This is a genomic window from Streptomyces sp. NPDC056734 (genome assembly GCF_042790455.1).
Lineage (GTDB): Bacteria > Actinomycetota > Actinomycetes > Streptomycetales > Streptomycetaceae > Streptomyces.
Window position 1 is genome coordinate 21,808 of the sequence record NZ_JBHTZD010000009.1, and the last position, 19,665, is coordinate 41,472.

Genomic DNA, 19,665 nt, shown 5'->3' on the forward strand with positions numbered 1-19,665 from the left:
CGTCACGCCACCCCGCTCCGGTCGTCACTGGTCTCCGTACGGCCGCCCGTGCTGTCGTCGCGGCCCAGCTCCCGGATCTGCCGCTGGATCTCCCAGAACCGCCGCCGCTGCTCCTCTTCGAGGTTCTGGAAGCCGTCAGCCGCCCCCTTGGCGGCGATCCCGTACGCCTCGATCTGTAGATGCAGCGTCTTGGACAGGGTCGTCAGCTCGTTGTGCACCCTGTTGTACTGGGTGTACAGCTCGGTCGGTTCGCTGAAGATCGAGGAGCCGTTGCCCAGCGACGACGCGTTGATCGTCTGGCCGCCCACCTTCGTGGGGCTTCCGGCCGACTGCTCCAGATCCCGCAGAACCTCGTCCACCCGGCTGACGAACACCCTCAACGCCTCATCGACCTGAAGGTCCGTCACGTGTCCATCACCTCTGCGAGCAGCATGGTGCCTCGCCCCCGTTTCCCCGTTGCGTCCACCCGTGTTCCCCGTTGTGTCGCTGCGGCCTCGTCCCGCCGGCGGAACCAGTCACCGGCCACACGATCGCAAACAGAACCGCACCCAACAACGGCTTTACCACTGTAGACAACACCCTCAATGACTCCAACCGGCGCGTGCACTAACTCAGTTACAAGCAGGTGCCGCCCCCAGCGAATTGCCCGGTTGGCCGGTTTGCTTCCGGCACGGGCGGCAGCCCGTGCATCTCCCCCAAACCTTCACGCCGGACATACCCGACAGAACCTTTCTCCCGCAAAGGCTTCTCAGGGTGCCCTGCTAATTTGTCCCGCGTCCAAAACACGGGGCTAGCGGTCGCACACGCTGCGTACGTGCCTGCGGCCAGGCATGACGGGGACGGGGATCGCCCATGGCGTGGGACGAGTGGGAGCAGCTCAAGGCCGAGGCGGCCGAGCGGCAGTCGACGGGGATGCAGCTGAACCAGCTGGACGCCGGGGACGGTTCGACCGGCGCGCCCTCCCGGGCCGGGGACCTCAAGGTCGCGAACGCCTCGCTGACCGACATCAGCGGGTCGGCGCACACGCTGTACAACCAGCTGTGGGACAAGGCCCGGGTCGCCGTCCCGAGCAGCGACAAGGCGGCCGGCAATCTGACGACACAGGGTTTCGCCCTGGGTGACGGCCTCCAGCATGTGTCGAACCGCTGGGAGGAGCAGCTCAGGTCGCTGATGGACGCCTGCGCGCAGATCACGAACCATCTCCAGGTCACCAGGAACATCCATGCCGGTGACGAGAACTACATCGTGCGCCAGATGAGCAGCATCGCCACGCTGGACGCCGGTTTCGACGAGCGGGTGGGACAGCCGGGCGAGGCGAATCCGGTGTACGGGACGCCGAGTGAGGCGGAGGGAGGGGATTAGGGGAGGGGATTAGGAGCGGCGCCCGCCGCCCTCGCCCCCTCACCTCCCCTCTCTCACGCCCCCACCACCGCTAGGGACGAACACCCATGGATCTCGACAGTCTCCGCAACGCCAGCTTCGCACTGCTCGACGAGGCGGTGACGGACTGGTCGACGCTGGTCAGCAATCTCGAAACCCTGAAACGGGACGCCGAGGAACAGTTGCGTCAGAAGGCCAACAGCGCGGACTGGGCCGGGGTGAACGCGCAGGTGACCAAGGAGTTCATCGGCAAGACGGCCGTTGAGTTCACCGACGCGCATATCCAGGCAAGGACCATTCACGGCATTCTCGAAGACACCCGCGGCGAGCTGAAGAACTATCACCGGCAGCTGACGGAGGCCATCGAGGACGGCCGGAATCAAGGGCTGACGGTCATCGGGAGCGAGGGTGGCTTCCTGGTCACCAACAGTGGCCCGCCGGGGGCAGGGGCCCAGCAGAACGATGACAACCAGACCCAGATCAACAGTCTCCGGGACCGTATCCAGGGAATTCTGGACCAGGCGACGGAGAGCGACGATTCGGCGCGGCAGGTTCTGAAGGCCGTTGCCGATCAGAGCGAGTTGGGTTTCTCCGATGTCAGTTACGGGGACCGGGACGCGGCGCAGGAAGCTCTGAAGCAGGCCGAGACTCTGGCGCGGCTGGCCGCGCAGGACCCGCAGGATCTCAGCGTGGAGGAATTCGACCAGCTCTTGAGGGGGCTCGAGGAGTACGGGGACGACGAACTGTTCGCCGAACGGTTCGCGACCGCGCTCGGGCCGGAGAAGACGCTGGAATTCTGGGCCGGGGTGAGCGATACCTACCGGGGGAACTACGAGCTGGGCCAGGAACGCCTCGACCGTTTCGACGATCTGCAGCGCTCCTTGGGTACGACGCTGGCGAACGCCACGCAGAGCGACTCCGCCGCGATGGCGGAATGGAAGCGCACGATGATCGATATCGGCGACAAGCCGGTCGGCGGCGGGGTCGGCAGCCCGATGGGCTTCCAGGTGATGAGCAACCTGATGCGGACGGGTGATTACGACGACCGGTTCCTCGGTGAGTACGGCACCAAGCTCATGGCCACCGAGCGTGAACTGACGGGCAACGGCGAGCACTCCAATCTGGCGTGGGAGTACTCGGGTATGGACCCGTGGCTGAACCGGATCGGCGAGGACAGCGGCTCGGACCCGTTCACCGGTTTCCTGAAGGGCCTTTCGAACAGCCCTGACGCCGCGACGGCCTTCTTCAACCAGGAGTTCATCGCCCGGGACGACCCGGACAACCCCTTCGAACGGGACACGGACGGCGACGACAAGAAGGGCACGTTCACCCTGTCCAACTTCCAGTACCTCTTCGAGGAACGGAATTGGCCCCAGGAGACCAGCCTGACAGGCGAGGAACTGAACACGGGGAAGAACAATCTGGCGCTGGCGCTGGAGGCGGCCACCACGGGGCATCCGGCGGGGGAGATGCCTACGGCGGACACGCCGGCGCACAACGAGGGGCAGACCAGGCTCTTCGAGAGCCTGGTGGCATCCATCGCGGACGACAGTACGCGACTCACCGAGGACAGCTACATGTCAGACAGCATGGGGCAGATCGCGGCCGAATACCTGCCCGACATCAATCGCGCGGCGACGGACGTGGACCAGAACCCGGACAGTGACGACCTAACAGGACAGGAGCGCTGGGAGCGCGCCCAGAACCTGTTCCCCATCGCCGGTTCCGCGGCAGAACTGAACCACCGTGATGTCTCGCGCTTCCTCTTCACCATCGGACAGAATCCCGAGGGATATGCGGCGGTCGAAGTGGCCCAGACTGAATACATGGCCAATCTGATGGACTACCATCTCGATCCAGAACTACCAGCGAACCAGCGTCCGGACAGCGATCGAGAACTCACCGTGAGGGCAATCGCCTATCAGTCAGGTGAAACTTCCGGGACGCTGGCCATGGGGCGTAACCAGGCCGTCGCGTCCGGTGCAGTGGAAAGTGATGCGGCCTACGACCAGTCGGTTTCTCAGTGGAAGAACTTTGCGTCGGGAACGATCGGGTTGGGCGTTGGGATTGGCGCGTCGTTCATCGCATCTCCCGTGGTCGGTGCCGGCGTTGCCGGTGCTACTGGAACCGTAACGAGCATGGTCCTGGAGGAGTTGTTCAGCGGCGCCGAAGGAAACGCAGCAGAGGATGCCGGTCCCACAATGGGCGAGAACTGGGAGAACGGCCAGGACAGCAATATGTCGTACACGACCCGAGCCGCTACGGAGGCTGCGCGAGCCCACGAGTATCCGGACCCCAATGCCGTCGGGACCTGGGCTGAGACTGAGTCACCTAGAGGCTTCCTGGCCGCTGGGGAATACATGGAGCGCGTCGCCCCGGAACTCCTCACGGAGATCTGAACCCCCGCCGTCTACCGCAAAGGTCGGCGCCTCGGGCCAGTTCCAGGGTCGCGTCGGCCTCTGCCATGAAGAAGGAAGAGGCACCCAGTTGGTCGTCCGACGGTTCGCGAAGATTTCGGTATCGATTTCGGCCTTCTGCGCCTTGGTCGCCTGTTCAGGCGGCGAGGAGCCGAGCGAAGAGAAGGCGTACGACGCTCCCACGGCGCTGTGCGGAGTTGAAGTGGATCCGGAGTTGGTCGCTTCGCTACTGCCAGGCGGTGATTCGATCGATGTCAACGAGAGAAAGCCCGGGTCTACTCGTACGCGCTGTCAGGTGGACATCGACGGTGAGCTAGCTCTGATCGTCAGTCAGATGTGGTGGGAAAAGCCCGGCGACTCCATCGCCGCAGTCGCCAGGTCTGTTCCGGAACTTGAATCGGCCGTGCTCGGCGATGACGCATCTCTGCTCACGTCCGACACGGGGGCCTTGCAACGAGTGGCGTCCTGTTCGAGCACCGAGCACCCCGATCAGACCCTCTTCACCTCGATTCAGGTCTACGGAGACGGCATCAGCGACGAGGAAGCCGTCACGAAACTCGTCGCGGCCTACAGTCGGGCCGTTGAGGAGCCCGGGGACTCCGGCATCTGCCAGTGACGGCATGCGTCACGACGCGGAATCCCGCCCCCGCCGCCTCCCCCGAGAGTCCCGAACAGCCACCCCCGCCCCCGTCAACCCCGCCACCAGCACCAGACCGCCCACCACCACATACGTGCCGAGGCGGGTATTGCGTTCGTCCGGGGATTCTCCGAAGTGGACCGGGGACACCGATGGGGCCTCGCCTGCGGCGATGGGGGTGTCCGGCTGGGGGGTGTCGACCGGGTTCGCGGGGTCGACGTCTGTCAGGGCCTTCAGGGGATCCACCACACCCCAGCCGACCAGGCGGTCGTGGCCGGGGATGGTGCGTTCCGCGGTCTGTTCGATCTGGGCGACCACCTGCTGGGCCGTCCACTGCGGGTACTTCGCCTTGAGCAGGGCCGCCACGCCGGCCACGTACGGGGCCGAGAAGCTGGTGCCGTTGTCGGAGCAGTGGCCGTCGCCGGGGACCGTGGAGATCATGTCGACGCCTGGGGCCGCCACGCCGACGAACTCGCCGGACTGGGAGAAGGGGGCGCGTTCGTTGTTGCGGTCGGAGGCGGCGACCGCCAGGACACCCTCGTACGACGCCGGGTAGGTGATCTGCACATCGCCGCCGAGGCCGTCGTTGCCGGCCGAGGCGACGACCACGACGTTCTCGCTCAGCGCGGCCTGGACGGCCTCTTCGAGGGCCTCGTCGGGGCGTACCGCGTTCGCCGTGTCCTGGGAGATGTTGATGACGTCGGCGCCTTCGGCGACGGCGTGGCGGATCGCGTCGGCCAGGGTGCTCGCCGTGCCGTTGCCCTCGGCGTCGTTCTGCTTGATCGGGATGATCGTCGCCTCGGGGGCCAGGCCGACGAAACCGGTGCCCTCGGCCGGGCGGGCGGCGATGATGCCCGCCACGCGCGTGCCGTGGCCCACCGTGTCCGTGGTGCCGTTCGCGGCGCCCCAGTCCAGCTTCTCCTCCTCATCGGCCTCGGCGTCCTGGGGCGGCAGGACGCTTCGCCCTTTCGACGCGTCCACCGCCTCCTTGAGCTGCGGGTTCTTGATGTCCACGCCCGTGTCGATCACCGCCACCTGCACGCCCTCGCCGGTCGACTGTGCCCACAGCTCGTCCAGGTTGACGCGTTGCAGGGCCCAGGGACGGCCCTCGTACTGCTCCGACGGGAAGGTGCACTGGCCGCTGTCGTCCGCCCGCGCGGTGGGGGCGGGCAGGGCCAGCACCGTGGTCGCCGTGCAGGCCGTGGCGGCGAGGAGGGCGGCCGCGCGCCGGCCCCCCGCCCGCTCGCCCTTCACCGTCTCGCTCGTGTTCCGCATCCGTCCGCTCCCCCACCGCCCGCTCACCGGACTCCGCCTCCGCATCCCACTCACCGGACTCCGCCTCCGCACGTTCACGAACCCTGCGGCTGGCGTGCCGCCGCCTCCGACAGGCGCGGGCCCGTCGGCAGGAACGTCGACCACTGCGCGGGGATCGGGGCCGGGGCGACCTTCTCGTAGCCGAGCCTGGTCTGGGCGATCTCGGCCTCGTTCAGCGCCTGCTCGCGCTGTTCCTCGGAGCTGCCGATGCCCTGGTCGTCGGTGGCGCTGTCGCTGTTGGACTGCATCGCGTAGCGCAGCCCGGTGTCGGTGACCAGGAAGAGGCTGCCCGCGCCGGTCTCGGTGCCCTGGAACTGGCGGTAGAGCTGGCCGGACCCGGGTGTGACGTACGCGCTGGAGGAGCCGGTGGGCAGCTGGGCGGGGAAGTCGGTGCCGGCCCAGGTGGAGAGGGTCGTGGCGCCGCTGTCCGCGTCCACCGAGCGCAGGACGTTGCAGACCGTGTCGCGGCCCGTGGCGGACGCCGTGTCGTTGACCATGCGCGGCCGGTACTGCGGCCAGTCGCGCTCGCCCTCGAACGCCGTGCTGTCGGCCACCGCGCCCGGGCTGACCTGCTGGGCCTCGCCCGCCTGGCCGACGGCGAGCAGGGCGCTGCTGTTGAGCAGCAGGGTGGCGGTGAACTCGGAGATCCGGGCGACCTCGCCGGGCTGGACGACGTAGTACTGCATCCGCTGGCCCTCGAACGCCCGGATGACCATGCCGACCTTGTCCAGGTCGTCGAGGGCGGCGTCGGCGAAGGCGTCGGCGGGCTCGCCGGGTGTGCCCTCGATGTCCGGGATGGCCAGCGGGTCGCCCTCGTGCAGGGTGTCGAGCCACTCCTGGGAGACGCGCTGCGGGTCGCGGCCCTGGGTGTCGAGGGCCTTGAGGAGTTCGCTGTCCGCCGGGTCCCCGATCTCGTACGCGGCGCCGCCCGCGTCGACCACGTACGGCGTCTCGCCGCTCTGGCCGACGACGTACATCAGATCGCCGCCCGCGAGCCGGCTGTCGCCCTCGGTCCTGGCCCATTCCTTCTCGGCGAGCACGAACGCCGCCTTCTGGATGGTCCGGCCGCCCTCGGCGGGACTCTCGCACACCGCCCAGCGCTTGGCCTCCTCCGCCTCCTCGGCCGACGGCAGCCGGTCGGGGGCGTAGGGGATGCCGATGGTGGCGCCGTGCGGCGGCTCACCGCTGTCCAGGACCTCCTCGTCCACCGTGATGACGCTGTCCTGGTCCGGGTCGAGGAGCAGCTTGGCGGAGGCCATGTTGAGCACCGGGTGGAGCTGGCTGTCGCCGCCCGTCTCCAGGACCACGTACCGCGTCGTCGAGTCGCTCGCCACGATGACATGGGCGCCGGGAGTGTCCCAGCCACTGGGCGCGGTCGGGCTGAACAGGCCGATCGCCCCGAACACCGCCAGGATCACGATCCCCACCACCACGCCCGGCCAGACCGCGCTCAGGGGCTTCGGCGCCCCCTCCTCGGAGCCCGACGGCGAGGGCCGCAGGAACGACGCCAAGGTGCGGCGCTTCGCGAAGGTGTAGGCGTTGAGTTCATCGCGCCGTGATGCCATCTGTGTCCGCTCACTCCCCGTGCGGAGCCATGGGGGACCCGTGAAGAGCCGTTCCCCCGCCCTCGGTTGACTCTGGTGCCTTCTGGTGCCTCGGTTGTCAGACCCGGCCCCTACTATGCCTGTTGCGTGGCCGTACGTGCGCCATGGGTAGGGTGCCCAGAGCTGGAAAGGACCTGGGCGCGAGGGATTTCGGGATACTTCGGGGGTTTTGCAGTGATGGCTTCCGCACGGCGGACCCGGTCGCGATCGCAACCGGGCGCAGCATCGGGCGGCGGCACCGCCCCACCGTCCACGGCGACGGCCGGCGGCAGCGCCGTCACACCGCAGCCGCGGTCCCGTTCGGGCCGCGGCGGTTCGTTCGCCGTACAGCGTCTGGTGCTGCTGGAACTGGCCGCCGCACTGGTGGTGTGCGGCTGGCTCATCGACATGTACGCGATGATCCCGGCCGCCATCGCCGCCGCGCTGCTGCTCGCGCTGGCTCTGGTACGGCGCCGGGGGCGCTCCCTGCCCGAGTGGCTGGGCGGCGTGCAGGCGCTGCGGGCCCGGCGCCGCCGCGCGGCCGACAGCACGGTCCCGCCGGGCACGGACGCCGGTCTCGCGCCCGCGGTCGAGTGCGACCCGACCCTGCGTACCTACAGCTTCGGCCGGGGCGAGGACCGGCCGCCCGTGGGCATGGTGGGCGACGGCGGCTTCGTCACCGCGCTGCTCCAAGTGGAGGCGGACGCGGGCGCGTTGCGCGCGGAGCGCGGTCGCAGACCGCTGCCCGTCGCGCTGGTGCGCGATGTCCTCGACGTCGACGGCATCCGGCTGGAGTCCGCGCAGATCGTGGTGCACACCCAGCCCGCCCCCGCGCCGCATCTGCCCCAGCAGTCCGTGGTGGTCACCAACTACACCCAGCTCCAGGCGCAGACCGCCGCCCCGGCCGTGCGCATCATGTGGATCGCGCTGAAGCTGGACCCCGAGCTGTGCCCGGAGGCGGTGGCCGCGCGGGGCGGCGGGCTGATCGGGGCGCAGAAGTGCCTGGTGCGGTCGGCGGAGCATCTGTCGAGCCGGCTGACCGGCGCGGGTTTCCGGGTCCATGTGCTGACGGAGGAGGAGATCAGCTCCGCCGTCGCCACCTCGGCCTGCGCCAACCCGATGGTCACCGCGCAGGCCGGGCAGAGCGACGCGCCCCGGCGGCGCACGGAGGAGTCCAGCCGCAGCTGGCGGTGCGACAACCGCCGGCACACCACGTACTGGGTGCGCCGCTGGCCCCCGCTGGGCGGGGACGGCATCGGACTGCCGCAGCTGGTGGCCCAGTTGACGGCCGTGCCCGCGCTGGCGACGACGTTCAGTCTGACCCTGGCGGGCGGCGGGCACCGGGATGTCACGGTCACCGGCCATGTGCGGATCACCGGCCGCAGCAGCAGCGAACTGGCCACCTCCCGCCGGGATCTGGAGCGCGCGGCCCGCCAGTCGCGCACCGGCCTGGCCCGGCTGGACCGTGACCAGCTTCCCGGCGTTCTCGCCACCCTGCCGCTCGGAGGTGCCCGCTGATGGCCACGACGGGTTCTTCCGCGTCGTCCCGCACGACACCCGGCTCGTCCCGCACGACACCCGGAACGCCTCGTACGGCATCCGGATCGCCTCGTACGTCCCCCGCCGGGCCCGGCGGAGAAGGTCAGCGCCCCGGCCTCGCGGAGCGGTTGCGCACCGGCTTCGGGCTGCTCGGGCCCCGCCACCCACGGCACTCGCTCACCGCCGACCAGCTCGACGCGCTGTCCCTGCCCATCGGGGACGACGGTGTCGTGGTCGGCGTCAACGCCGAGGGCCAGCCGGCGGTCCTCGGCGTGAACCGCCCGACGCCGTACGACATCCTGCTCATCGGCGGTCTGTGGACGGCCCAGGTGCTGGCGCTGCGGGCGGCGGCCACGGGCGCGCGGGTCGCCGTGGAGACCGGCCGCGCGGCGCACTGGACGCAGGTGGTGCAGGCGGTGGGCGGCGGCCAGTCCGGGATGACCGTGCACGACGTGGGCCGGGTACCGCCGCTGGGCGCCTCGGCGGGCGGGCCGGTGCTGGTGATCCGGGACTGCGGGATGCGCCCGCCGCGCGGGCGGGTGGTGTCGGCGCCCTGGCAGTCGGTGCTGACCCTGCTGCCGTATCTCAGCCCGGTGGCACCCCGGTTGATGCGCCAGGCACGGCTGGTGGGCGTGCAGCGGGTCTCCCCGGACGAGGCGACCGAGATCGGCCGGGTGATAGGTCTGCCCCGCCCCGAGTACGAGTCCCTGCCCACCCTCGCCGACGGAGTCACCCTGTGGTGCACCGAACGGGACCGGCAGTACGTAATGACCCAGCCCACGGACGCGGAGATCGGACTGCTGGGCGTGGCCCGGCGGATGGATTGAGGGGCGCACCGGCGAAGTGCGGTGAGCGGGACGGGCGCCGCCTCCCGGGGCAGGGTTGAAGCACCGCCCGTCGCGGCAGTACGTGGTGGGAGCGGCGCGGGAAGCGCCGAACGCGCACCCGGGGGTGGGCGGGCCTGCCGTGGTCGTCCTTTTCATGATTAGGCTGGGGTGGGGCACATCGCGGGCACCCGGTCGGCGGGTGACGCGCGTTCCGGGCACGCCCCGGGGGGACCGCGCGGTGATGCGGACGACAGCAAGGGTCGCCCCGGCACGGCACGAGGGTGCTCGACCACATCAGGAGGAACTGTGAGCAGCGATCGGGACGGGATCCGCGGGGGCTGGGCGTCGCCCGACGATGACCAGCCCGATACGGATGCCTCGGTGGAGATGACGGGCGAGTTCACCATCGACTACGCACCGCCCGCCTGGTACACGCAGAACGCGTCCGGGACCGGGGCTCAGCCCGTGACGGGGGCTCAGCCCGGGGTCGGCGGGGGCGTCGGCGCGGGTGGGGATGCTGGTGCGGGTGGGATCGCCGGGGTGGCGGGGCCTGCGAGCCCTACGGGGACTTCGAGGGCGGTCGGCACTGCTGGAGCTGCCGGGGCGGGTGGGGCCGGTGAGCTGTCGGGGGCTCCCGTGCCGCAGTCCCTGCCGCCGTCCCTGCCCGCGCACACGCCCGGCGCCGGTACGCCGTTCACCGCTCCTCCCCCGCCGGTCGACGTGCCCCGGCTGCCGGAGGGCAGTGGGTTCGTGCCGCAGACGCCGCAGCCCGGTGGGCTCCCGGAGTCCTGGACGTCCGGGGCCACCGCCGGGGCGGACAACGGGGATCTGGAGAGCAACGCCACGATGAAATTCTCCGCCGCCTCGCTGAAGCGCGAGTTCGCGGAGCTGACGGCGGGGGCGGAGGCTCGGTCCGAGGGCGGGTCCGGTGAGAGCGCCGCCGAGGAGCCCGAGGCGTCTGAGGCTTCTGTGGCGTCCGAGGCATCCGCGCAAGAGGAAGAGCCTGCCGCCGGTACGGCGACGGCCGAGGTAGGCGGCGGCGACAGCGATGAACCGTCGTCGTCCGGTGATACCGAGGCCGAGCCGCCCGAGGCCGCGCAGGAATCCCCGGCCATGGACTCCGCGGGCGACGACGAGTCACCCGAGGCCGTGGAGACGCCGGACGCGTCCGACTCCCCGGCCGACGGCGACTCCAAGGACACCCCGGCCCACTCCGAGGGCCCTGACTCCGGCGCAGACGCGAGTACCGGTTCCGCCATCGAGCCCGCCGCCACGCCCGAGCCTCCGCAGAGCCAGCCCCCCGCCTGGGCTCCCCCGCCGACCCCACCGACCGGCGTACCGCCGCTGCCGCCGACGTACCAGCCCTCGTCGCCCATCCCGGCCGCCCAGTGGCCGGTGCAGCCACACCAGCCGGTCCAGCCGGTCCAGCCGGTCCAGCCGGGACAACCAGTACAGCCGGTCTCCCCGCCCCCTCCGGCCCAGCCCCAGCCGCAACCACAACCGCCGGCCGGTTACGGCTTCCCCCAGCCGCCCGTATCCCCCAACCCCCAAAGCGGATACGGCTTCCCGCAACCGCCCGTGTCCCCGACCCCCCAGGGCGGATACGGCTTCCCCCAGCCCCCGGCGCACCCGGCCCAACCCCAGCCGCCCATCCCGCAGCAGCCTCAGCCCCCGCAGCAGCCCGGCGTCCCGGCCGCCCCCGTCGGCGCCGATCCCCAAGGCAGTTACGGCTTCCCGCAACCGCCCGTCTCCCCGACCCCCCAGGGCGGATACGGCTTCCCCCAGCCCCCGGCACAGCCGATCCAACCGGCACAACCGGCCCAACCGATCCCCCCCCAGCACCCCCCGCACCCCCAAGGCCAGCAGCCGCAACCTCACCCCCAAGGCGGCCAGCACCACCCCCCAACCCAACAGCCCCCACAGACCCACCCCCACCCCCCTATCGACCCCCGCACCGGCACCGCCTGGCCGCAGCCGCTCCAGCACGATCAGCGGCAGCCGACCAACCCCGGTGCGGCGCCGCTCGGTTACACGGCGGCCGTGGAGCTGTCCTCGGACCGGCTGCTCAACAACCGGCGGCAGAAGCCCAAGAGCAGCCGCCCGACCGGCAGCGGGTCGCGTTTCAAGCTGGGCGGGAAGAAGGAGGAGGCCGAGCGGCAGCACAAGCTCGGGCTGATCCGCACACCCGTGCTGTCCTGCTACCGCATCGCGGTGATCAGCCTGAAGGGCGGTGTCGGCAAGACCACGACGACCACCGCGCTGGGCTCCACCCTCGCCACCGAGCGGCAGGACAAGATCCTGGCGATCGACGCCAACCCGGACGCGGGCACGCTCGGCCGCCGGGTCCGGCGCGAGACCGGGGCCACCATCCGGGACCTGGTCCAGGCGATCCCGTACCTCAACTCGTACATGGACATCCGGCGGTTCACCTCCCAGGCGCCCTCCGGGCTGGAGATCATCGCCAACGACGTCGACCCGGCCGTCTCCACGACCTTCAACGACGAGGACTACCGCCGCGCGATCGACGTGCTGGGCAACCAGTACCCGATCATCCTCACCGACTCCGGCACCGGTCTGCTCTACAGCGCCATGCGCGGGGTGCTCGACCTCGCCGACCAGCTCATCATCATCTCGACGCCGTCCGTGGACGGGGCGTCCAGCGCCAGTACGACACTGGACTGGCTGTCGGCGCACGGGTACCAGGACCTGGTCTCGCGCTCCCTCACGGTCATCTCCGGGGTCCGCGAGACCGGCAAGATGATCAAGGTCGAGGACATCGTGGCGCACTTCGAGACGCGCTGCCGCGGAGTGATCGTGGTGCCCTTCGACGAGCATCTGTCCGCCGGTGCCGAGGTCGACCTCGACATGATGCGGCCCAAGGTGCGCGAGGCGTACTTCAACCTGGCGGCGATGGTCGCGGAGGACTTCGTACGCCATCAGCAGATGCACGGCCTGTGGACCAGCGACGGCAACCCGCCGCCCGTGGTGGCGCCCCCGATGCCGGGCCAGCCGGTGCCGGGGCAGCCGTACCCGGGCCAGCCGACGCCGGATCAGCCGTACCCCGGGCAGCCGGTGCCAGGTCAGCCCCAACCGCCCGTCCAGGGCCGGCAGTTCCCGGGGCAGCCGATGCCCGGCCAACCCCCGGTGCCCGGTCCGTACGGCGGGCCGACCCCGTACGGCGGCCAGACCCAGCCCCCATACTCCGGCCAGCAGCAGGCCCACCCCGGCGGCCAGCCCCCGGCCCACCCTGGCCACCCGTACCCCCCGGCACAGCCCCACGCCCACCCCGGACACCCGGGCCTGCCCGCCCAGCCCTACCCCCCACAGAGCCAGCCGGTCCACCCCCAGCCCCCGCACCGGGCCCAGCCGCCCCACCACCCCGAGGGCCAGGGCCAGGATCAGGGCCGGACCCCGCCGCCACAGCAGTAACCCACCCCGGCAGCGACAAACGCGAAGGGCGGCCGATGCCCACCAGGCACCGGCCGCCCTTCGCCCCGCACCTCCCCGGGGAGCTACTCCCCCCGCGCGGCCTCGGCTTCCGCCTCCGCCACCCACTCCCTGCACTTCTTCACATCCACCGCCATCTGCTCCAGCAGCCCGTCGAGCGAGTCGAACCGCGCCTGTCCGCGCACGAACGCGAGGAAGTCGACGGCGACATGCAGCCCGTACAGATCGAGCCCCACCCGGTCGATGGCGTACGCCTCGACCGTGCGCTCGGTGCCGTCGAACTGCGGGTTGGTGCCGACCGAGATCGCGGCCGGCATCGCCTCGCCCTGGGCGTGCAGCCACCCCGCGTACACCCCGTCGGCCGGGATCGCGGTGTGGGGCAGGGTCTCCAGGTTCGCCGTCGGATAGCCCAGCTCCCGCCCGCGCTGGGCGCCGCGCACCACCACGCCCTCGACGCGGTGCGGACGTCCGAGGATCTCGGCGGCGCCCGCCACATCGCCCGCGGCGACCAGGCCCCGGGTCAGGGTGGAGGAGAACGGCTGTCCGCCGCCCGCCTCCCCGGTGAGGCACAGGTCGACGACCTCGACCTCGAAGTCGTAGATCTTGCCCTGCTCGGCGAGGAACTCGACATTGCCCGCGGCCTTGTGGCCGAAGCGGAAGTTCGGGCCCTCCACGGCCGCCCTGGCGTGCAACTTGTCCACCAGGACCTTCACGATGAACTCGGCGGGCGAGAGCTTCGAGAACTCGGCCGTGAAGGGGAGGATCAGCAGCGCGTCCACCCCCAGCTCGGCCATCAGTTCGGCACGGCGGTGGTGCGGGGAGAGCAGCGGAGGGTGACTGCCCGGACGGACGACCTCGCTGGGATGCGGGTCGAAGGTGACTACGACGGACGGCACGCCCAGCTTGCGGGCGCGCTCCACGGCATGCCGGATGATCAGCTGGTGGCCGCGGTGTACTCCGTCGTAGGAGCCGATGGTGACGACGCTGCGTCCCCAGTCCTCGGGGATGTCCTCCAAGCCACGCCAGCGTTGCACTGTGACCGCTCCTCGAACCCGTGTCTGTGTTAACGGATGCTTCTTACGCAGGTCTAAGGGTGCCATGCCGGATGCCCCGGCCCCGCATCGGCGTCCACGCTGTGACCGGGCGCACGCCCACCCCCTCCCCCGGGCCCGCTCACGCGGGCACCCGCACCCCCGCCAGGCTCCCGATCATCCGACGGGTGCTGGGCCCCACCATCGCCGCCCACTCCTGCGGCGCCTGTGTCAGCCACCCCGCCACCTGGGCGGCGAAGCCGGGCACCTGCCGCCCCAGGTCGACCAGGCCCCGGTCGAAGCACGCGGCGCCCTCGGGGGTGCGGACCAGCAGGAGACCGATCCGGCGCACCAGCGCGCCCAGCTCCCGGTCCGGCCGGTCAGGCCGGACCGGGAGGCCGGGGTGGCTCGCGACCACCCCGCGCAGCAGCGCGTCCAGCACCCCCGGCTCCCGCTCCCTGGCCAGCAGAGCCTCGCGCAGCTCCGCGCGCGACGAGCGGGCGGACGAAGGGGCGGACGAGCGGGCGGACGAACGGGCGGCGGCCCCGCCCTCGCCGAGCACCCCGGCCAGCGCCCCCCGCGCCCGCTCGCAGCCCCCCGCCAGCAACTCCGCCACCAGCGGAAACACCACCGCGCGGCCGACGTCCGGCAGGTCGATCCGGGCGTCCGCCCACTCGGCCACCACACCCGCGCACGCGGGCCGCCGCTCCACCGTCTCCCCCACCAGCACGGCCACCCGGCGGGCGAGCGCGGCCGGGGTGGCGTCGAGGAGGGTCCACAGTGCCTCGGCCACGCCCCCGTCGGCGGCGACCGGCCCGCCGCCGGTGGCCAGCCGGGTCCGGAACGCCTCCAGGACCGGTTCCGGATGGGTGTCCAGCGCCGCGAGCAGGGCGGCGGCGGGCAGCCGGGGATCACCCGCCCCGAACCGGGCGAGCGCCTTCGGCAGATGCCGGGCCCGACTGCGCGGGTCGCGGACCAGGATGCCGAGCGCGGCTCCGTGCAGGGGGGCGTCGGCGGGGGCGGCGAGCACACACAGCGCCGCGTCCCGCAGGAGGTCGCGGTCGGCGGCGGAGCGGGCGTGCGGGCCGGTGCGCAGCCCGTGGACCATGGCGCTCTCGTGCCGGGCCGGACGCGGGTCATGCGCCCAGCGGTCCACGGCCCGGCAGCTCGCCGACGGCTCCTCCTCCGCCAGCACGGCCAGCAGTTCCTCGGCCCGTGGATGCGCCCGCTCGGCGAGCGCCTCGGTGAGCTCGTCGAGCGCGCGCCGCCGGTGCGTGTGCAGCAGCGCCTGCGCGGCGGTCGCCACGGTGGCGTGCGGGGTCGCGGGCAGCGCCCGCTCGTCGTCGAACCACCGCATGAGCAGCGGCTGTACGGCGTGGGGGTCGGCGGCGAGCAGCGCGGCCACGGCGTCCAGATGGCGTGGCCCCTCGCTCCCGTCCGGCGCCGGGTCGGCGAGCACCAGCCGGCGCAGCAGGTCGAGCCGCTCGGCGCCGGGCACCGCGAGCCCGGTCCAGAAGCCGGGCCCGAACTCGACGGGCACCGCCCGCCCGTACCCCCGCCACCGCACGATCCGGTCGGCCAGCAGCCGCAGCACGGTGAGGTACGGGGTCGCGTCGGGCACCTGGCGCAGCACCTCGCCGAGCAGCCGCGCCGCCCACCAGGAGTCGGGGTCGGCGTCCAGCGCCCGCACCAACTCCTCCAGTTTCAGGCCGAGTCGGTAGGTGCCCTGCTGGCGGGCGAGGAGCAGCAGGGACTGGACGACCGGGCCGATGCGATGGTGGGGCACGGGGAAGGGGTTCGGCGCGAGGGCGGGCTCGCGGCTGCGGTGGACCAGGGCGTGCAGGGCCTCGTCGAGGTCGAGGTGCATGCCCTGGATCCAGTCGGCGAGTTCCTCGTGGGCGAAGCGGTAGCCGCCGCCCGCGGGGACGAGCAGCCCCTCGGCGAGCACGGCCGACGCCCAGCCGGTGCCCCCGCCGAGCCCACGGGGCGCGGGCCCCCATGGGAACACCGCCTCGAACGCGGCCCGGTCCAGCTCCCCCTGTCCCGGCCCCAGACTGCCCCGCGCGGCCTCGTGGACCTGCCCGGCGACCTTGGTGGCGAGCCGGCGGACGGCCCGGCCCGCCACGCCGTTCTCGGCGGCGATCCGTACGGCGATGCGCAGGCACATCAGGTCGAGGTGGGCGGCGAGCACGTCGTACCGGTCGAGCGCCCGGGGTTCGGGGGCCTCCGGCAGGGCGGCCCGTACCTCGGAGAGCAGGCGCAGGGTGAGCGGGTGGCGGGCGTCGGCGGGCACCAGGGCGTCCTCCGGAATGCCGTACCGGGACCGCGCCTCGCGGGCCTCGCTCCGGGTGAGATCACCGAGCGGCACGAGCACCGGCACGTCGACGGCGACACCGTGCGGCCTGTAGGTCCCGCCCCGCCCGTACGTCCCGCCCTGCCTGTGGGTCCCGCCCTGCTCGCACATCCCGCCCTGCCGGTAGGCCCCGCCCTGCTCATACGCCACGCCCTGCTCGTACCCGACGCCCCCCGCGGAGCCCTCCTCACCCCCCACCCGCCCATACCCGCCCCCCGTCGTGAACCCCTCCCCCGCCCCCTCCCAGTACTCCGCCCCGCACCCCACCACCATCCGTGCCCCGCTCTCCGCGAGCCGACGGGCGGTGTCCCGGGTCCACTCGGCCAGCCGGTGGGCGAGGACCGGCGGCATCTCCTCCGGGCCGTCGAGCAGGATCAGCAGCGGGCGGCCGGCGGCGCGGGCCAGCCGGGCGAGCCGTTGGAGCGTCAGGTCGCCGAACCGCTCGGGAAGTTCGGGGAGTTCGGGGCGTACGGGGCGTACGGGGCGTACGGGGACTTCGGGGCGGGAGGCGCCGACGATCCGGGCGGCACGGGCCAGTGCGCGGTCGGCCGCGTCCGCCACCGAGGCGTCCCAGTTCTGCAGATCGGCGCCGCGCAGCCACAGGGTCGGCGCGGGTGCGCTGCCGCTGCCGCGGCGGGCGGCGAGGGCCGCCAGTTCCGTCGTACGACCGCTGCCGGGCGCTCCGATCAGGGCGAGGACATCGGCGCGGCCCGCGGTGAAGGCGGCGAACTCGGCGGCGACCGCGGCCCGTTCCACCGGGACCACCCTCGCCCGCCCGGTGAGCGCTCCCGTGGGGCCGTCGGAGCCGACCGAGGTGGCCGTCAGTTCCAGGACGCCCGCGAGATTGAGGTCGGCGCCGTAGGCGGGGACGGTCGCGGCGTTGCGTTCGAGCAGGTCGGCGAGGGGGCCTTCGGCGGCGGGGCGCAACGGCACCGCGAAGCCGCTGTCGCGCGCGCCGGAGCGCAGGGCGGTGCCGATCACGCCGATCACCGTGCCGGTGGCGGTGTCGAGCAGCGGGCCGCCCGCCGCGCCGCCGCCGAGCCGCAGCGCGTCCCGCCCTGCCGTGCCGATGGCCAGCTCCAGGGCGTCGTCCAGGAGATGGAGGCGGTCGGTGGCGGTGTAGGTCACCTCGGCGGTGCCCAGCACCCGGGCCTCGCGCCAGCATCCGGCGGCGAGCCGCGCATAGCTGCCGGTGCCGATCCGCTCGCGCGCGGTGACGGGCAGCGGGTCCACGCCGAGTCCGTCGGTCCGTACGAGCGCCAGATCACGGCCGGGCAGGGCGGTGATGTCGTCGGCGGTCACCGTGCAGGCGCGGTCCCCGGCGGACCGCAGCACCAGCCGGCGCAGTCCGTCGACGGCCTCGTGGCTGGTGATCAGGGTGCCGTGGTGGTCGGCGAGGAAGCCGAGGCCACGGGGGCGTCCGGCGAGATCGTGGAGATGCACGAGGGCGGAGCCGGGGCCGTCCGCCGCGCGGAGCGCCTCACCGGAGGGGGTGGGACCGGGCCGTCCCGCCATGGTCGAACCTCCCCACCCACCACGTACCTGTGTACGACGGTAGGCGGGCGGTGATCGGGGAAACACGGCGTGCGGCGAACGCGCCCCCTTCCACTCCCCGGGTTCACTCCAAGCGCCCGCCTGAACGGGTGAACAGACGCCGCCCATTGGATAACCCTAGGGGTGGGGGAACCGAGGGGGGACCGTGGAGCGGCGGGCAGGCACTACCCCGTGACCGCCGCTCCACGGGCACACAGCCCCCGCTCACGCGTCCGTCCTCACCCGAAGACGGCCAGGCTCTTGGCCTTCCCCCGCTGCTCCTCCACGAGCGCGAGGAATCCGCCCCCGGGCCCGAAGACGGCCACCGCACCGGCGCCCGCGTACTCCTCGGGCATCTCCAGCCGCACCCCGTTGGCGAGCAGCTTCGCCCGCCGGGCGTCAACGTCCCAGCGGGGGAACGCGGCACCGGCGGCCTCGGCGACCGGCATCACGGTCAGCTCCTTCTGGAGCTGGTCCAGCGTCCGCGCCGCGTCGAGCTTGTACGGCCCGACCCGGGTGCGGCGCAGCGCGGTGAGATGTCCGCCGACGCCGAGGCCGTCGCCCAGGTCGCGGGCGAGGGCGCGGATGTAGGTGCCGGAGGAGCAGACGACGGACACGACCAGGTCGAGCACGGGCGTGCCGTCCTCGGCGACCGCGTCCCGGACGTCGTACACCCCGAAGGACGAGACGGTGACGGGGCGGGCCGGGATCTCGAAGTCCTCGCCCTCGCGGGCCCGCTTGTAGGAGCGCACGCCGTTGATCTTGATGGCGCTGACCTTGGACGGCACCTGCATGATGGCGCCGGTGAGCTTCGCGACCCCCGTGTCGACGGCGTCGCGGGTGACCTTCGAGGCGTCGGCCGACCTCGTGATCTCGCCCTCGGCGTCATCGGTGACGGTGCTCTGGCCCAGGCGGATCGTGCCCAGGTACTCCTTCTCGGTCAGCGCGAGATGGCCGAGCAGTTTGGTGGCGCGCTCGATACCGAGGACGAGGACGCCGGTCGCCATCGGGTCGAGCGTGCCGGCGTGGCCGACGCGCCGGGTCCTGGCGATGCCGCGCATCTTGGCGACCACGTCGTGCGAGGTGAAGCCCGACGGCTTGTCGACAATGACCAGGCCGTCGGGCGGGGTGGGCTTCTCGGTCATTCGGCGGCGTCGTCCTCGTCGTCGCCGGGCTTCTTGTACGGGTCGGCGTCCCCGGCGTAGGTGGCGCCGGAGGATGCCTCGCGTACCTTCTCGTCGGACTGGCGGGCCTTGTCGAGGAGGTCCTCGATGGTCTTCGCGGTGTCCGGGAGGGCGTCGGCGACGAAGGCCAGGGTCGGGGTGAACTTCACCCCGGCGGCCTTGCCGACCTCGGAGCGCAGGATGCCCTTGGCGCTCTCCAGGCCGGCGGCCGCCTCCTGCCGCTGCTCGTCGTCCCCGTACACGGTGTAGAAGACGGTCGCCTCCCTCAGGTCACCCGTGACCCGGGTGTCCGTGATGGTGATGTGCGAGCCGAGTCGCGGGTCCTTGATCCCGCGCTGGAGCTTCTGGGCCACCACCTCTCGGATGAGGTCCGCCAGCCGTTTGGCGCGCGCGTTGTCGGCCACTGGTCCGTCTCCTTAG

13 protein-coding genes are annotated in these 19,665 nt (G+C 72.1%); 6 read left to right on the forward strand and 7 right to left on the reverse strand.

The features are described from left to right. Positions 1–2: 2 nt before the first annotated feature. Positions 3–407, reverse strand: coding sequence for a hypothetical protein (locus ACFRFC_RS15395; RefSeq protein WP_382690087.1), 405 nt, complete (start codon positions 405–407; stop codon positions 3–5). Positions 408–852: 445 nt separating this feature from the next. Between ACFRFC_RS15395 and ACFRFC_RS15400 the strand changes: the two genes are divergently transcribed. From ACFRFC_RS15400 to ACFRFC_RS15410, 3 genes are all read left to right on the forward strand, one after another. Then, complete coding sequence (locus ACFRFC_RS15400) at positions 853–1,362, forward strand: hypothetical protein (protein WP_382690085.1); 510 nt, start codon at positions 853–855, stop codon at positions 1,360–1,362. An 86-nt stretch (positions 1,363–1,448) separates the two neighbouring features. Then, on the forward strand, positions 1,449–3,779 hold the full coding sequence (locus tag ACFRFC_RS15405) for a hypothetical protein (RefSeq protein WP_382690083.1): 2,331 nt from the start codon (positions 1,449–1,451) through the stop codon (positions 3,777–3,779). 88 nt (positions 3,780–3,867) lie between these two features. Next, complete coding sequence (locus ACFRFC_RS15410) at positions 3,868–4,413, forward strand: hypothetical protein (protein ID WP_382690081.1); 546 nt, start codon at positions 3,868–3,870, stop codon at positions 4,411–4,413. A 9-nt stretch (positions 4,414–4,422) separates the two neighbouring features. Here ACFRFC_RS15410 and mycP read toward each other — a convergent pair whose 3' ends face one another. Next, positions 4,423–5,709 (reverse strand): type VII secretion-associated serine protease mycosin, encoded by a 1,287-nt coding sequence (gene mycP, locus ACFRFC_RS15415; protein ID WP_382690079.1) that lies wholly within the window; start codon positions 5,707–5,709, stop codon positions 4,423–4,425. A gap of 74 nt (positions 5,710–5,783) precedes the next feature. Further along, a complete protein-coding gene (eccB, locus tag ACFRFC_RS15420; protein WP_382690077.1) occupies positions 5,784–7,313 on the reverse strand; it encodes a type VII secretion protein EccB in 1,530 nt (509 codons plus the stop codon). A gap of 216 nt (positions 7,314–7,529) precedes the next feature. Here eccB and eccE point away from each other — a divergent pair, with 216 nt between their 5' ends. The 3 genes from eccE (at position 7,530) to ACFRFC_RS15435 (ending at position 13,126) form a co-directional block, all read left to right on the forward strand. After that, positions 7,530–8,849, forward strand: coding sequence for a type VII secretion protein EccE (eccE, locus tag ACFRFC_RS15425; RefSeq protein WP_382690074.1), 1,320 nt, complete (start codon positions 7,530–7,532; stop codon positions 8,847–8,849). Continuing rightward, complete coding sequence (locus ACFRFC_RS15430; protein ID WP_382690072.1) at positions 8,849–9,697, forward strand: hypothetical protein; 849 nt, start codon at positions 8,849–8,851, stop codon at positions 9,695–9,697. Before eccE ends, ACFRFC_RS15430 begins: the two co-directional genes overlap by 1 nt. Positions 9,698–10,003: 306 nt before the next feature. Beyond that, a complete protein-coding gene (locus tag ACFRFC_RS15435) occupies positions 10,004–13,126 on the forward strand; it encodes an SCO5717 family growth-regulating ATPase (protein WP_382690070.1) in 3,123 nt (1,040 codons plus the stop codon). Between the two features lie 83 nt (positions 13,127–13,209). On the opposite strand, the gene ACFRFC_RS15440 is transcribed toward ACFRFC_RS15435, so the two are convergent. From ACFRFC_RS15440 to rbfA, 4 genes are all read right to left on the reverse strand, one after another. Next, positions 13,210–14,178, reverse strand: a complete 969-nt coding sequence (locus ACFRFC_RS15440) for a bifunctional riboflavin kinase/FAD synthetase (protein ID WP_382690068.1) — start codon at positions 14,176–14,178, stop codon at positions 13,210–13,212. 139 nt (positions 14,179–14,317) lie between these two features. Next, positions 14,318–18,043 carry a serine protease gene (locus tag ACFRFC_RS15445; protein WP_382690066.1) on the reverse strand — a complete coding sequence of 1,242 codons (3,726 nt, stop codon included), beginning with the start codon at positions 18,041–18,043 and terminating at the stop codon, positions 14,318–14,320. A 257-nt stretch (positions 18,044–18,300) separates the two neighbouring features. Continuing rightward, positions 18,301–19,206, reverse strand: a complete 906-nt coding sequence (truB, locus tag ACFRFC_RS15450) for a tRNA pseudouridine(55) synthase TruB (protein WP_382690064.1) — start codon at positions 19,204–19,206, stop codon at positions 18,301–18,303. Then, positions 19,203–19,649 carry a 30S ribosome-binding factor RbfA gene (rbfA, locus tag ACFRFC_RS15455; RefSeq protein ID WP_382690062.1) on the reverse strand — a complete coding sequence of 149 codons (447 nt, stop codon included), beginning with the start codon at positions 19,647–19,649 and terminating at the stop codon, positions 19,203–19,205. Before rbfA ends, truB begins: the two co-directional genes overlap by 4 nt. Positions 19,650–19,665 lie beyond the last annotated feature (16 nt).

What these genes read in the sequence shown, in the direction of transcription:
- truB (WP_382690064.1), bottom strand. Translation starts at nt 19,206, where the DNA reads ATGACCGAGAAGCCCACCCCGCCCGACGGCCTGGTCATTGTCGACAAG.
- eccE (WP_382690074.1), top strand. Translation starts at nt 7,530, where the DNA reads ATGGCTTCCGCACGGCGGACCCGGTCGCGATCGCAACCGGGCGCAGCA.
- ACFRFC_RS15430 (WP_382690072.1), top strand. Translation starts at nt 8,849, where the DNA reads ATGGCCACGACGGGTTCTTCCGCGTCGTCCCGCACGACACCCGGCTCG.
- ACFRFC_RS15405 (WP_382690083.1), top strand. Translation starts at nt 1,449, where the DNA reads ATGGATCTCGACAGTCTCCGCAACGCCAGCTTCGCACTGCTCGACGAG.
- mycP (WP_382690079.1), bottom strand. Translation starts at nt 5,709, where the DNA reads ATGCGGAACACGAGCGAGACGGTGAAGGGCGAGCGGGCGGGGGGCCGG.
- eccB (WP_382690077.1), bottom strand. Translation starts at nt 7,313, where the DNA reads ATGGCATCACGGCGCGATGAACTCAACGCCTACACCTTCGCGAAGCGC.
- ACFRFC_RS15445 (WP_382690066.1), bottom strand. Translation starts at nt 18,043, where the DNA reads ATGGCGGGACGGCCCGGTCCCACCCCCTCCGGTGAGGCGCTCCGCGCG.
- ACFRFC_RS15400 (WP_382690085.1), top strand. Translation starts at nt 853, where the DNA reads ATGGCGTGGGACGAGTGGGAGCAGCTCAAGGCCGAGGCGGCCGAGCGG.